This window comes from Allobosea sp. RAF48 (assembly GCF_052114025.1).
In the GTDB taxonomy this organism is placed as follows: Bacteria; Pseudomonadota; Alphaproteobacteria; order Rhizobiales; family Beijerinckiaceae; genus Allobosea.
On sequence record NZ_JBFRDZ010000017.1, the window covers coordinates 31946 to 44971 of the forward strand.

At 62.5% G+C, this 13026-nt stretch carries 15 protein-coding genes; 9 read left to right on the forward strand and 6 right to left on the reverse strand.

Going from position 1 to position 13026, the window contains the following annotated elements; translation table 11 throughout:
• Positions 1-5 precede the first annotated feature (5 nt).
• The 7 genes from AB4Z10_RS25250 to AB4Z10_RS25280 all read left to right on the forward strand — a co-directional run bounded on the left by AB4Z10_RS25250 (position 6) and on the right by AB4Z10_RS25280 (position 7245).
• Positions 6-971: a carbohydrate ABC transporter permease gene (locus AB4Z10_RS25250; RefSeq protein WP_441473159.1), complete on the forward strand. Its 966-nt coding sequence runs from the start codon at positions 6-8 to the stop codon at positions 969-971.
• A complete protein-coding gene (locus tag AB4Z10_RS25255; RefSeq protein WP_441473160.1) occupies positions 961-1848 on the forward strand; it encodes a carbohydrate ABC transporter permease in 888 nt (295 codons plus the stop codon). Before AB4Z10_RS25250 ends, AB4Z10_RS25255 begins: the two co-directional genes overlap by 11 nt.
• Positions 1848-2582: a tyrosine-protein phosphatase gene (locus tag AB4Z10_RS25260; protein WP_441473161.1), complete on the forward strand. Its 735-nt coding sequence runs from the start codon at positions 1848-1850 to the stop codon at positions 2580-2582. Before AB4Z10_RS25255 ends, AB4Z10_RS25260 begins: the two co-directional genes overlap by 1 nt.
• A gap of 1 nt (position 2583) precedes the next feature.
• The gene (locus AB4Z10_RS25265; RefSeq protein ID WP_441473162.1) at positions 2584-3705 is read left to right on the forward strand and encodes an ABC transporter ATP-binding protein; all 1122 of its coding nucleotides are present in this window, start codon (positions 2584-2586) and stop codon (positions 3703-3705) included.
• Positions 3702-3887: a hypothetical protein gene (locus AB4Z10_RS25270; protein ID WP_441473163.1), complete on the forward strand. Its 186-nt coding sequence runs from the start codon at positions 3702-3704 to the stop codon at positions 3885-3887. Before AB4Z10_RS25265 ends, AB4Z10_RS25270 begins: the two co-directional genes overlap by 4 nt.
• A gap of 620 nt (positions 3888-4507) precedes the next feature.
• Positions 4508-5347: a hypothetical protein gene (locus AB4Z10_RS25275; protein ID WP_441473164.1), complete on the forward strand. Its 840-nt coding sequence runs from the start codon at positions 4508-4510 to the stop codon at positions 5345-5347.
• A gap of 275 nt (positions 5348-5622) precedes the next feature.
• Positions 5623-7245 carry a DUF1254 domain-containing protein gene (locus tag AB4Z10_RS25280; protein ID WP_441473165.1) on the forward strand — a complete coding sequence of 541 codons (1623 nt, stop codon included), beginning with the start codon at positions 5623-5625 and terminating at the stop codon, positions 7243-7245.
• A 198-nt stretch (positions 7246-7443) separates the two neighbouring features.
• On the opposite strand, the gene AB4Z10_RS25285 is transcribed toward AB4Z10_RS25280, so the two are convergent.
• The 6 genes from AB4Z10_RS25285 to AB4Z10_RS25310 all read right to left on the reverse strand — a co-directional run bounded on the left by AB4Z10_RS25285 (position 7444) and on the right by AB4Z10_RS25310 (position 11128).
• A complete protein-coding gene (locus AB4Z10_RS25285) occupies positions 7444-7938 on the reverse strand; it encodes an SUMF1/EgtB/PvdO family nonheme iron enzyme (RefSeq protein WP_441473166.1) in 495 nt (164 codons plus the stop codon).
• A gap of 137 nt (positions 7939-8075) precedes the next feature.
• On the reverse strand, positions 8076-8432 hold the full coding sequence (locus tag AB4Z10_RS25290; protein WP_441473167.1) for an HdeA/HdeB family chaperone: 357 nt from the start codon (positions 8430-8432) through the stop codon (positions 8076-8078).
• A gap of 147 nt (positions 8433-8579) precedes the next feature.
• A complete protein-coding gene (locus AB4Z10_RS25295; RefSeq protein WP_441473168.1) occupies positions 8580-9305 on the reverse strand; it encodes an outer membrane protein in 726 nt (241 codons plus the stop codon).
• A 124-nt stretch (positions 9306-9429) separates the two neighbouring features.
• Positions 9430-9825, reverse strand: coding sequence for a hypothetical protein (locus AB4Z10_RS25300; RefSeq protein ID WP_441473169.1), 396 nt, complete (start codon positions 9823-9825; stop codon positions 9430-9432).
• A gap of 112 nt (positions 9826-9937) precedes the next feature.
• The gene (locus tag AB4Z10_RS25305; protein ID WP_441473170.1) at positions 9938-10159 is read right to left on the reverse strand and encodes a hypothetical protein; all 222 of its coding nucleotides are present in this window, start codon (positions 10157-10159) and stop codon (positions 9938-9940) included.
• A 501-nt stretch (positions 10160-10660) separates the two neighbouring features.
• On the reverse strand, positions 10661-11128 hold the full coding sequence (locus tag AB4Z10_RS25310; RefSeq protein WP_441473171.1) for a helix-turn-helix domain-containing protein: 468 nt from the start codon (positions 11126-11128) through the stop codon (positions 10661-10663).
• A 197-nt stretch (positions 11129-11325) separates the two neighbouring features.
• Here AB4Z10_RS25310 and AB4Z10_RS25315 point away from each other — a divergent pair, with 197 nt between their 5' ends.
• Both AB4Z10_RS25315 and AB4Z10_RS25320 read left to right on the forward strand, forming a co-directional pair.
• A complete protein-coding gene (locus AB4Z10_RS25315; RefSeq protein ID WP_441473172.1) occupies positions 11326-12327 on the forward strand; it encodes an AraC family transcriptional regulator in 1002 nt (333 codons plus the stop codon).
• A gap of 111 nt (positions 12328-12438) precedes the next feature.
• A complete protein-coding gene (locus tag AB4Z10_RS25320; protein ID WP_441473173.1) occupies positions 12439-13005 on the forward strand; it encodes a hypothetical protein in 567 nt (188 codons plus the stop codon).
• Positions 13006-13026 lie beyond the last annotated feature (21 nt).

The window sequence follows — 13026 nt, forward strand, 5'->3', positions numbered from 1 at the left end:
CCCCGATGTCGGACGCCACGTTGAGCGGCCCCATGCAGGCCCCGTCGCAGCCCCGGCGCCTGGCCCGTCTTGCCGCGCCGACCCGGCGCGCCTCGGCCGGGCGGATTGCGCCCTGGCTCTATCTGGCGCCAGCAGTCGTTACGCTGATCCTCTGGATCTACTGGCCGCTGCTCGATGCCTTCCGGCTCAGCTTCTTCCGCTGGAACATGCTGCCGGGCGCGCCGATGACCTTCGTCGGCTGGACGAACTACCAGAATATCTTCGCCCTGCCGAAGTTCTGGCTGGCGCTGCGCAACACCGGCATCTACATCCTCGGCCTTGTGCCGCTCGCCGTCATCGTCCCGGTGGCGGTCGCGATCTACACGCACGACCTGCCGGCCCGCTCCCGCAACATCTATCGCGCCATCATCTTCGTGCCGATGATCATCGCTCCCGTGGTCGCCGCCGCGGTCTGGCGCTGGCTGCTGGATCCCGGCCACGGCATGGTCAACGAAGCGATCACGCTCTTCGGCTTTCGCCCCGTCCGCTTCCTGCAGGATCCTGCCGTCGCGATCTGGACCATTATCGTCCTGACGGGCTGGAAGCTGATCGGTTTCTCGACGCTGATCCTCTCGGCCGCCAACGCCAACATCAACCCGTCGCTGATCGAGGCCGCGCGCATGGACGGCGCCTCGAAATGGGAGATCATCCGCGACATCCGCCTGCCGCTGCTGCGTTCGACCATCCTCTTCCTGACGCTGATGACGATCCTGCTCGGCGCGCAATGGAGCTTCTCCTACATCCACGTGCTGACCGGCGGCGGGCCGCTCGGGTCCACCACCAATATCTTCTACATTCTCTGGGATTTCGGCTTCTCCACCCTCTCGGTGGGCTGGAGTTCGGCTGCGGCCGTCATCCTCTTCCTCAGCTTCGGCGCGCTCGCCTTCGTGCTCTTCCGCCTGATGGACAGGTACTCCTTCCATGACAACTGACGCGATGACGCTCACGCCGGCGCGGCCGTTGCCGAGGCCGGCCCGCCGCCCGCGCAAAGTGAAAGCGGGCTGGGGCTGGAACACCGCCGCCGGCCATCTGGTGATGGTGGTGCTGGCGATCTTCTGCCTGTTCCCGGTCTACTGGATGATCGTCACGTCGCTGCGCCCGGCGAACGCGATCTTCGAGACCTCGCTCTGGCCGAGCACGGCCTCGCTCGACAACTACGCCTATGCGCTGAAGGCGATCCCGATCCTGCGGATGCTGATCAATACGCTGGTGGTCGCCGCCACCGTCACGGTCGTGCAGCTCTTCACCGGGCTCCTGGCGGCCTATGCCTTCGCCCGCTGGCGCTTTCCCTTCGACAAGCTGATCTACACGCTGATCGCGCTGACTTGGCTCGTGCCCTTCCAGGTGGTGATGATCCCGAACTATCTGCTCGTCGCCAATCTCGGCCTGCTCGACAATCTCTTGGCGCTGATCCTGCCGCATTTCGCCGCGGCGCTCGCCATCCTCCTGCTGGCACAGTCGATGCGTTCCTTCCCCCGCGAGGTGCTGGAAGCGGCACGGATGGACGGCGCCCAGAGCTGGCGCATCCTGTGGGAGATCGTCACGCCCAATCTGCGCGGCACCATCGCCTCGCTGGCGATCCTGATCTTCATCTCGACCTGGAACGAGTATTTCTGGCCGCTGCTGCTGTCGCGCTCGCCGCAGAACAGCGTCGTCCAGATCGGCATCCAGATGTTCATGAGCTCGGAGGGCACGCAATGGGGCCCGCTGATGGCCGCCTCGACCATGGCCAGCCTGCCGATCCTCGTCATCTACGTCGTCCTGCAGCGGCAGGTGATCCAGTCCTTCATGAAATCCGGAATCCGATGATGCCCGTCAGCCAACGCCATCTGCCGGTCCCCGGCACCTTCAATATCCGCGATCTCGGCGGCTATGCCGCCGGTCCAGGGGAGACGCGCTGGCGCCGCATCCTGCGCGCCGACGGCCTGCACCATCTCGACGAAGTCGGCATGGCCGTGCTGATGAGAGAGGGCGTCACCACCGTCATCGACCTGCGGCACGATCACGAGCTGGAAAGCCGGCCCAACCCCTTCCACGCGCATCCGGCTATCGCCTATCACAATGTCTCGCTGTTCGAACGGCTGGCGCCCGGCGACCTATCCGCCGGCGACGTCCTGCTCGATCTCTACATCCAGGCGCTCACCACCCGGCATGCAGCGCTTTCGCAGGTGCTGACGCTGATCGCCGAGGCGCCGCAGGGCGTCGTGCTGTTCCACTGCACCGCCGGCAAGGACCGCACCGGCCTCATCGCCGCGCTGCTGCTGGCACTGGCCGGCGTTGAGACGGAGACCATCCTCGACGACTACGCCCTGACCAAGCGGATGATCGCGCCGCTGCTCGATCGGCTGATCGCGGAGGCCGAGGAGCGCGGAGCGGATATCCCGGCCTTGCGCCCGTTGCTCGCCTGCGAGCCGCGGACCATGGCGGCCACCATCTCACATATCGGCGATAATCACGGCTCGGTCGAAGCCTATCTGCTCGCGATCGGCCTCACCGACGCCACTATCGCCGCGCTGAAGACGCGCCTGCTGGAGGATGCCTGACATGGCCCAGCTTTCCCTTTCCGGGCTCCGCAAGAGCTATGCCGGCAAGCAGGTCCTGCACGGCGTCGACGTCGAAATCGATCAGGGGCAGTTCGTCGTCATCGTCGGCCCGTCCGGCTGCGGCAAGTCCACCTTGCTGCGCATGATCGCTGGACTGGAGGACATCACCGAAGGTGAGATCGCGATCAACGGCCAGATCGTCAACGATCTCGACCCGGCCGATCGCGGCTGCGCCATGGTCTTCCAGAACTATGCGCTCTATCCCCACATGACGGTCGCCGAGAACATCGCCTACCCGCTCAAGATCGCGCGGATTCCCAAGCCCGAGCGGGGGCGGCGCGTACGCGAGGCAGCCGCGATCCTCGACCTCTCGGATTATCTCGACCGCCGCCCGGTCCAGCTCTCGGGCGGGCAGCGTCAGCGCGTCGCCATGGGCCGGGCGATCGTCCGCGAGCCGCAGCTCTTCCTCTTCGACGAGCCGCTCTCGAACCTCGACGCCAAGCTCAGGGTCTCGATGCGCATCGAGATCAAGCGCCTGCACAAGCGGCTGAAAGCCACCTCGATCTTCGTGACCCACGATCAGGTCGAGGCGATGACGCTCGCCGATACGCTGATCGTGATGAATGGCGGCCGGGTCGAGCAAATCGGCGCACCGGCGGAGATCTACGACAGGCCGGCCTCGACCTTCGTCGCCGGCTTCATGGGCGCGCCTGCGATGAACCTGCTGCCAGCGACGGTCATCGAGCCGGGGCGCATCGGCATCGACGGCGTCCCTGGCTCCTCGATCCAGATCGCGAGCTGTGACGCGACACCGGGGACGAAGCTCACCTTCGGCATCCGGCCCGAGGATATCCTGGTCGCGACGAGCATCGATGGCAGCACGCTCTCTGGCACGGTCGATCTCGTCGAAGAACTCGGGAGCAGCCGCGCAGCCTATTGCTCGGTCGGGCCGCATGAGGTGGCCGTCATCCTACCTAAGGGTTGCACTTATGACCACGCCGGAGCGCTCGCTTTGACGATTCCGGCAGGGGCCGCCCACCTCTTCGATGCAGCAAGCGGGTTTCGCCTGCGGTCGACGGGCGAGCTGCGGCTCTCTGGGGCAGGAGAAAGCGTCGCTACTTGACCGGCTTCGAGAAGGGCCGTGATTACTTGCCTTTTCGGGCTTGCGCTGACAGCGGAGCTGCCCATTCAAGCATTGTCCCGGACATTGCCTGCTGTTTCGTGTTGCGCCAGTTGATCGGCAACACTTCATCGATGGTCGAGCAGCGCAGGCGAAATCGGCGCAAGCCGAAATCCTACGGATGATCGCGCTCACGAATTGGCTCCGCCAGAGAGAAGGCCAACTGTTGCGCGCCATCTGCAGACGTTGAGGCGCTGCCAGACACCGGACGTTGCCGATCGACTGAGATCGCGTTTGATCACGCCCCATGCGGACGTTTCGTCAGGCACCAAGTGTCTTCCCGTGGCTTTCCGCGCTGGGAAGCCTGATCGACGCTGATCAACCGCACCGGCCCCCGCTGTTCAAGACAGATGGCGCGACATAAGTCCGAATGCAGGCGGTTCCGAGCCGCAGGGTTTGGCGCGAGATGGCAAGACTTGCCTCCGTGAGCCGATACGAGATGGCGAGACGGAAGCGCGGTCGCCAATTGGTGCTGTCGGTGCTTGTCGAGATTGCGCGGACTAACGGAGGATAGGGTGAGCGGCGGGACGTGCGGGGCATCGGACGAGCATTCGGAACTCTCGCAACACCACAGCGGGCTATCCGGCATCACCGACGCCGACGCGCCGATTATTCGCGCTGAGCCTGAAGGGAGTGGCGGACCAATGCTGAGGATGCGCCCGGTTCAATCAGTGCGCCTGCTGCTTATCGCTGGGCCACGCTGTTCCACCGGTTACAGCGGGCTGGAGGTCAGATGGAGCACCTCATGATTGAATTGCACAGGGGCCGCCGGCGATTAGGATTCTGGCTCGCATTCGCCATCCTGGCGGGCAGTGGCAGCTCTTTCGCTATCGCGCAGGAGGAGCACGGGAAAAGCACCGACGATCTGGCCAAGGCGGCGCAGAACCCCGTTGCCGACATGATCAGCCTGCCTTTCCAGAACAACTTCAATTTCAACGTCGGCCCACACAAGCAACTGCAGAATGTCCTCAACATCCAGCCCGTGATCCCGATCACGCTGGGCAAGGACTGGAATCTGATCACGCGCTGGATCACGCCGGTGATCGCGCAACCGGCCCTGACGGTGAATGGCGACCGCGAGTTCGGCCTGGGCGACATCAACCCGAGCTTCTTCTTCTCGCCGAAGCAGCCGACGCGCGGCATCATCTGGGGCATAGGCCCGACCTTCGTGCTCCCGACCGGCACTGACAAGACCCTCACGGCCGGCAAGTACTCGGCGGGCCCGGCCTTCGTGGCCCTGGCGATCGAAGGGCCCTGGGTTGTCGGCGTCCTCGTCAACAACGTCTGGTCCTTCGCGGGTAAGAGCAACCGCGGCGCGGTCAACGCGATGACCCTACAGCCCTTCGTGAACTACAACCTCCACGGCGGCTGGTATCTGACCTCGTCTCCCATCATCACCGCCAACTGGGAAGCCGGCGGTGGCGACCGCTGGACGGTGCCGATCGGAGGCGGTTTTGGGCGCGTGTTCAAGATCGGGCATCAGCCCGTCAACGCGCAGCTCGCAGCCTACTACAATGTCGCAAAGCCCTCCGGAGCAGCCGATTGGCAGCTCAGGGCTCAGCTCCAGTTCCTGTTCCCGAAGTAGGAGGACAAGCAAGCCGCGTCGAACGTTCTACCCGCCCTGTTACTGATATGATCTTGCGCCGGTATTGGCGGACCTGAAATCCGTCTCGTGTCGTCGTCTATTACGGTGGGGCCGGCGGCGGCGGGATCGATTTCTGACTATGCCAAGTAGATGGGCGCCGGTGTTACGGCAGCCGCCCGCTATCAATCTGGCGCAATAATTATCTCCGACCATACTGACGCGTGGTGCTGGGTGCGGCACCGGGCATCCCGAACTGCGACAAAGGATGAAAAACCATGAAACGCTACCTGAAATTGGCCGGCGCTACTGTGGTCGGTGCCCTCGCGCTGCCCTCTGCCGCTGCCGTTGCGCAGGTTCCACAAGAGACCGTTCGATCTCTCGGCGCGCCCGATACGGCACAGACGCGCATCGGCACGCTGGAGTTCAAGGACGGTGCACCGACCGCCGAAACTGCTCGCAAAGTATATGACACGCTCGATTTCACCCGTGCGCTCAACGTCTACAACAACAGCTTCCGCGGCGCCTCGGCGCTGGCGATCGTCAAGGGCTTTGAAGGCCTCGGCGTCAAGCCGGGCGATGTCGCCATCTTTTCTGAGCTCATGGATTCGAGCTCGCTGTTCCTGACGGCGAATGCGGACACCGTTTACTACCTCACAGCGCTCGATCTGAGCAAAGGCCCGGTGGTGCTAGAGCAGCCGCCGAACGCCGTGGGTACCATCAACGACATGTGGTTCTCCTGGATCATCGACATCGGCACGCCGGGCCCGGATCGTGGCCTCGGCGGCAAATATCTGATCGTGGGTCCTGACTATGACGGCCCGCTGCCTGAGGGCGGCTACTTTGTCGCCCGTTCCAAGACAAACCTCGCACTCTATGCCGCGCGGGCCTATCTCGTCGGCGGCGATCCGAAACCGGCCGTCGAGAACGTCAAGCGAAACCTGAAGATCTATCCCTACAAGCCGGGTTCCTACGGAACGAGCATTGCCCAGGCCCTTGAGGGTAAGGTGCACATCGCGGGCGAGCCGAAGATTCCCGAGATGAAGTTCGTTGAGGCCAGCGGGCGCTCGTTCAACACGATACCGCCGAGCGGGTACGATTTCTTCGAACTGATCAACGAGAACGTCCAGAGCGAGCCCGCCACCAGCTATGATGTCGAGCTCGCAGGACAGCTTGCCGCGATCGGCATCGTGCATGGCAAGAAGTTCGCGCCCGACGAGCGCATGAAGAAGATCCTGTCGGACGCGGCCGTTGTCGGCCAGGCGAGCGGGCGGTCGCTCAACTGGCGCTATGCGATGAAGCACCCGGATTGGGCCTACTACGAAGGCTCGCAGTGGGGCAGCATGCTGTGGGAGGGCGGCGCGTTTTTTGAAACCCCGCCGCCGATCTTCAAGGACGGCATGTTCAAGCCGCTTGCACCGACCGGCGCGCGCACGCTCGATTCCCGCACGGCCTTCTACTACGGCTACACGTTGGACTCCCCGGGCATGATCATGCGCATTCCGGGTGTCGGCTCGCAGTATCTCATGGGCTTCCTCGATCCCGAGGGAACCCCCTTTGACGGTGCCAAGACCTACAAGGTGACGCTGCCCAAGGACATCCCAGCCGCGGCATTCTGGTCGTTCACGCTCTACGACAACCAGACGCGATCGATGCTGCAGACGCCGCAGAAATACCCGCGCGCCGGCAGCCAGGACTATCCCTCGCCCGCGGCTGAAGCTGCCGCCGATGGCACGACCACGGTCTATTTCGGACCGACGCAGCCGAAGGGCGTGGCACGCGGAAACTGGATCCAGACCGACCCCGGCAAGGGCTGGTTCACGATCTTGCGCCTGTACAGCCCGTTGCCGTCGTTCTTCGACAAGAGCTGGCGGCCGAGCGAAATCGCACTGGTGAAGTGATCAAAGGCCGGCCTGCGATGTTCCGCAGTCCGGCTCGCCGGTTCCGTCCGCGCCCCCGGCGGCACTCGGACGACATGGAAGTGCGTGACCGGCTGAAGGCGCCTGGCAAGCCCACACACCGTCGGCTTGGCTAAGGCGAGCGCGTCGGCACAGGTCCCATGGACGACCGCGCGATTGTCGAGCGCGTTGATGTTGCTCTTACGGCCGCAGGGACGACGCCAGTTCGCGCCCTTCGGCGGGCTTCACTATTGCCCAGATCGCGCGGATCGGACCGGGCCCTTCGCTGCCGTGAACGCGAGCGATCCAGCGTCGATCATCTGCGGAAGCGTCTCGGAATAGTCCCTCGGATCGGGGGCGACCCCAGCGAAGGTGACGTAATCGGTAGCCCTGACGAACTCTTTGAACTGCCGGTTGGGCATCGGGAAAGATCCGGTCCATCCAGAACCCGTCGACGGTGACGCGACGCGCCGGCGCCTCCTCCGGGTAGTGCCGGTCCGAGCCCATGCGGAACGTCCCGCCGGGAATGAACACTATGTCGGGAGGCGGCGCGGCTCCGATGTCTACCTGATCCCCGGGAAGCGAAGCCAGTAAGCGGTCTGGAACGCCGGCGTCTCTCACGGCGTCCTCGTTGGATGCGCACAACGTGGTTAAGCCGACAGCCCCCCGATGAAATCGCGGGGCTGTCGGCTTCATGCGCCTCGTGAGCGCGCGCGGCCCGCTCAGATGCGAAGCGATCGCCCATGATGGGGCGCGCCGCGTGCGCGCCCCTCTTTTGCTCCGAAGGCGCTATGATGTCCCTAAAGCGCCCCGCATTGGCGACGCCACCGCTCTCACTTCATGTGGATCCCTAGCTTGGCGCGTTCGTCCTTGAAGACGACCGCAAGCGCCTCGATGACCCTCTTCCCGGGATTGGCCTTGCAGTAGACGATGACCTCGTGCTCGACGACCTTGCCCTTCTTCAGGTCGAGAAAGTGCTTCTTGGCGAGGCCGTTATACCAGCCGCTATACCATGCAGAGAGCGCATCGGCGTCCTCCTGGAAGGTGCCGGCCAACTGAGCACAGGTCAGCTCCTGGACATCGATGAAACCGTTCGCATCGGCATAGCTCGTGAGCGGAACCTGGGCTGTCGCCATGCCCGACGCGGTAAGGACGATCGAGGCAGTCATTGCTGCGAGAGTTCGGGACATAACAGCATTCTCCTTTGCTTTAGTGAACGAGACCGGCCGAAGGTGTCCTGGGAAACGCGGGATGCTAGGGACACTTCGACGGCGTTGATTAGACCGAGCCTGTCAGGGCAATCCTGCCGACCCGGTCATTTTCTGTTCCGAGGCGGATCAGAACTTGTAGAGCAGCCGCCCGACAACTTGATTGGTGCTCAACTGCTGCTTGAAACCGACGATCCCGAGTCCGCCGACGCCATTCGGGTAGGTGAAGGTATTCTCCTCGAATTGTGAGTAGCGATACTCCAGGCCGGCGATCCAGTTGTTGGTGATCGTGTATTCGGCGCCGGCACCGAGCGTCCAACCGACACGGGTGCTGTCGCCCGCACCAAAGGAATAACCTGTGCCCGTCACCGTCGACTTGGGAGCAGCCAATGCGAGGCCGCCGGTAGCGTAGATCATGAACCGGTCGAAGGCATAACCGACACGCAGCCTGGCCGAACCGACCCAGTTGGTATGGGCGGTGATGAAATCGCCGGTCAGCGCGGTGTATCGCTGCTTACCAGTGATGAGGGCGGCGCCGTCGATCTCGCCACCGAGGACAAGATGGCCGATCTGGTAGTTGTAGCCCAGCAGCAGGCCGACAGCGGCACCGTTTCTGTTCAGGCTCGGTAATGACGTAGCGGCCGCCCCACCGGCGATCGCCGCGCCTGCCGTCAGTTCGGTTCTGGTCTGCGCCCAGCCGGCCTGAGCGCCGATATAGAAGCCGGACCAGGTGAACGCAGGGGCTAAGGGAACGACAGGCGCGATTTTCCGCGATGGCAAGTCTGCAGCCTGCGCRGTGATCGAGCACGCCGCGAAGGCAATTCCAGCATAGAATCTTGTAATAAAGGCAGACATCTTTAATACACCCCTAGTGAATGACAGAACGATCGCGCGTATTGGCTCGCTTACTAATAGGGCGCGGCTAACACTTGCGTCGTGTTCGATTTTTATTTGATTTATTTAAAGATTAACGTCGATTTCAGTACATGAACGGTCCTGGCCCACCCCATGGGCCGAAATCGAAGGCGTCCTGGTTCATCACCGCGGTCATCTGGCGCTCGTCGGCCAGTTTCTGCGCGAAGACCATCTGGCGAAATTGGGCGTAAGCCGCCTGGTTGCCGAAGTAGACGCATTGGCAAACGACCGGATCGGCATAGACGTAGACGATTTGCGAGTCTTTCGCCTGTTGAACGAACTTGTTGGGGGGCAACTTCTTCATGGCCGCAATGCGCTGCGGCGTATTCGCGGGCTGTGGAACGAAGCCGGCCGCCGAGAGCAGGTCTTCCTTCTGCTGCACGGCCTGGGGCGTGGACTGGCAACCAGCCAAGGCCAGCCCGAAGCAAACGGCAAGGGCGGTGACGACGCGCGATGTCATGATATTCTCCTGATAAGGGCTAGACTCGGATCCGTTTGAGCGCCGGGCAAGCAGCGGGGCTTGCCGCGAGCGTGCCAGGTCGCATTGGCCGGGGGAAAAGCCTGGCATGGCCTCAGTCGCCAACGGCCGCGCCGAGCAGATAGTCCTTCTGCAAGGCCTGATCGGACGACGGGTAAAGCGTCTGGCATTCCGACCAATAGAAGGTCTTGGGTTGCCGATTGGCGGGATCGGCGCAGATCGCGGCGAGTTGCGCCTGTCTTGATTGCGCCGTCTGGCATCCGGCAAGAACAAGTCCGGCGATAAGCAACAAGCAGACAAATTGAACCGGTTTCATCTTGGGTTTGCCCTTGGGAGCCGACTAAATCGGGTTATGCGTACCGGGCCGTTGTGTTCGGCCCGGGCAGCTATCGATGAAGGCGGCCCTCTGCTGAAGTCCAACCGCGATCGGTGTCGAGCGCGCGTCGCCCCCCGGGCCCTGTCGTCGTCGCCTGGCAGGCAGGCTTTGAGCGCCGTGATCCAGCGCCAGGTTTAGCGGCAGACCCGTCGCCCATTGACGATCGCACAGCTGACCGGCGCCGGTCTCACCACCACGGCGGCCCTTGGAACAGCGCGTCGCGCGACGACGGCGCCGTTCGGGCCGGCGCATCCCGCTCTCACGACGCCCCGCGCGCRGACGACGGCGTTCGCATCCACCGGAATGACGATTACGGCCAGCCCGAACATGCCGGCCGCCAAGATTAGAGCTTTCATGAACGGTTCTCCTGCGAACGTCGCCTGGCCATCTCTCGCTAGCTCGCAGGAACTAGTCCTGCCATTTCGCGCCAAACGCGGCGGTTCAGCGTGGGCAGCTCGAATTCGGTCCCTCGCCGCGGGACATGCCGCTGTCCCTGTGTTGCCGCCTAAAAGTGGCAGGTTGAACTTTCATCATACGCATGAAGGTGCGGTTGAAGCTGCTGGCGCCGGTATAACCAAGGCGCAAGGCGATGTGCGAAATGCGCTCGCTGGTTTCGGCAAGCAGATGGCACGCTGTATCGAGACGCACGTCTATAACCAATTCTCTGTAAGTGGTTCCTCTCGCGGCGAGATGGCGCTGCAGTGAGCGTGCGCTCATTCCCAGTTGACTTGCGGTCCATTGCAGAGATGCGCCATTGTGCTGCAGTGACGCAGCGATCGCTGCTCGCACCGTGCATCGGGAGGGAAATTGGACAAGCTTCATAGCCACGCCGTGAAAGGTCGAAGCCTCTGCGTTCCCGTTCGAGTCATTGCGCCAGTCAAGGCCCAAAAGTATCGGCCGTCTGGCCATCAGCCGCCAAAATTAAACTGGAACGAGCATCACTTGGAGATGGCGGGGACAACGCATCTGCGCCACAGCGAAACATGCAGAATCTGACAGCGCGTCGTTGAGAGTCTGCGGTCTATCCTTTGCTCCGGTGGGGCAACAGCGCCGAAGCAAAGGATAGACAGCAAAACGATCGATTCCGCAGCCGGGGGGCAAAAAGCGTGGGCGGAATTCCCTTAATCCGTTGCCAGTTCCTAATTCCCTTCGCCGACGTCCACGACGAGATCGGAGCGCCCACCGACTCGCTGCTGACAAAGTTTCGGCTGCCGACATCTTTGGCTGAAAAAGCCAACCACTTTTTACCACTACTGCCCGCCGTCCGCTTCGTGGAAGCTGCGCAAAGATCGCAAGGCATTACGGATCTCGGGTTTCAGGCCTCGCAGCGGTTGCAGTTTTGCCATCTCAGCGAAAAGCTCAGGACAGTGATCGGATATTCCCCGACGCTGTTCGCCGCACTTCAGCAAATGTGCAAATGGGCGGCCTTTGAAGACACTGTTCTGAAGATGTGGCTCGAACGCTGCGATGATCACGTGAAGATTTGCAGCAGGCTGTTCGGGACCTCCGGAATAGCGCACCTGGAACACTCGCAGTGGCTTCAGAATGTGCTTCCCATTCACATTGTCCGACAGTTCGCCGGATCAAGCTGGGTTCCAGCAACAATCGCCTTCGAATCCCGGTATACCCCAAGCTCTGGGACTCGGTCGTTCTGGCCAAATACGCGCTTCCTGTCTGGGCAAAGAGCCTCGTGGATCGACGTGCCGATATCGCACTTGAGTCTTCCCAACGTGGCAAGCCAGGTGCTGACCGATCCGACCGACGACGAAGCCGGGCCGACCGGCAACGACATCATTGGCACGCTCAAGCTGATGTTGCCATCATACCTGGACGAACGAATCCCCATGGTCGCTGAAATCGCGGAGATGGCCCGCATGAGCGTCAGGAGTCTTCAACGGAAGCTCTCGGGCGCGGGCCTTACATATTCCGACCTGCTAGGCGCGGCCCGATTTGAAAACGCGGCCAAACTCCTGCGCGAGACGGACGCCAAGATTATCGAGGTCGCTTTCTCTTCCGGTTATACGGACCCTGCGCATTTTGCCCGCGCATTCCGCCGGATTTCCGGGGTTGCGCCACGGCAATATCGTGAGACGTGGAGACCGCAATAGGCGTGGTCATTCCTCTGCTATATGCTCAGCAACGGACGTAGGCTCTCAATTGGCGCGAGATGGCAATTTTAGCCGACGCAAGCCCGCTATGAGTTGGAGAGAGCAGCGTGGTTGTGCCGCCGCACGGCGGCGACGTTGTACAACTGGCAAACCGGGCTTCGCGGCGGTGTTATGGATGTTCTAGATGCAACCCCATGGGGGAGCGATTGGGCCTGGGGCCTGCCGCTGATCCTGCTGAATGTCATCATTCATGTCTTCGGCCTTGCGTTCATCTACGACGCGTTCACCTTTCTCTTGCGGGAGGTGACGGTTCGCCGCCGTTTCATGATCCGATTTGCCGAGGTCATGAGCGCCTCCGTGTTGCTGATCGTCGTTCTGCATGGTCTGGAGGCGATCACGTGGGCTGTCGCATACCTCTCTCTGGGCGCGGTGTCGGACAGCAAGACCGCGATGCTCTATTCGCTCGGCGCGATGACCGGATTCGGGGTTGGGAACATTTCCTTGCCGTCTCACTGGCAAATGATGGGCGTTCTGCAATCGCTCGCCGGACTGCTTCTGTTTGGCCTGACCACAGCGTTCATGTTCGCCATGTTCCAGGCGGTGTGGCCGTTGCAACAGCCGCCGGAGCGGGTAAATCCGCGGCGCGACAAAGATTCAAGCGCCGGCCGCGTTGATTGATACCCGTCCCCAACACCTTCA

What these genes read in the sequence shown, in the direction of transcription:
- AB4Z10_RS25280 (WP_441473165.1), top strand. Translation starts at nt 5,623, where the DNA reads ATGAAACGCTACCTGAAATTGGCCGGCGCTACTGTGGTCGGTGCCCTC.
- AB4Z10_RS25290 (WP_441473167.1), bottom strand. Translation starts at nt 8,432, where the DNA reads ATGTCCCGAACTCTCGCAGCAATGACTGCCTCGATCGTCCTTACCGCG.
- AB4Z10_RS25275 (WP_441473164.1), top strand. Translation starts at nt 4,508, where the DNA reads ATGATTGAATTGCACAGGGGCCGCCGGCGATTAGGATTCTGGCTCGCA.
- AB4Z10_RS25300 (WP_441473169.1), bottom strand. Translation starts at nt 9,825, where the DNA reads ATGACATCGCGCGTCGTCACCGCCCTTGCCGTTTGCTTCGGGCTGGCC.
- AB4Z10_RS25285 (WP_441473166.1), bottom strand. Translation starts at nt 7,938, where the DNA reads ATGAAGCCGACAGCCCCGCGATTTCATCGGGGGGCTGTCGGCTTAACC.
- AB4Z10_RS25310 (WP_441473171.1), bottom strand. Translation starts at nt 11,128, where the DNA reads ATGGCCAGACGGCCGATACTTTTGGGCCTTGACTGGCGCAATGACTCG.
- AB4Z10_RS25305 (WP_441473170.1), bottom strand. Translation starts at nt 10,159, where the DNA reads ATGAAACCGGTTCAATTTGTCTGCTTGTTGCTTATCGCCGGACTTGTT.
- AB4Z10_RS25250 (WP_441473159.1), top strand. Translation starts at nt 6, where the DNA reads ATGTCGGACGCCACGTTGAGCGGCCCCATGCAGGCCCCGTCGCAGCCC.
- AB4Z10_RS25260 (WP_441473161.1), top strand. Translation starts at nt 1,848, where the DNA reads ATGCCCGTCAGCCAACGCCATCTGCCGGTCCCCGGCACCTTCAATATC.
- AB4Z10_RS25265 (WP_441473162.1), top strand. Translation starts at nt 2,584, where the DNA reads ATGGCCCAGCTTTCCCTTTCCGGGCTCCGCAAGAGCTATGCCGGCAAG.
- AB4Z10_RS25255 (WP_441473160.1), top strand. Translation starts at nt 961, where the DNA reads ATGACAACTGACGCGATGACGCTCACGCCGGCGCGGCCGTTGCCGAGG.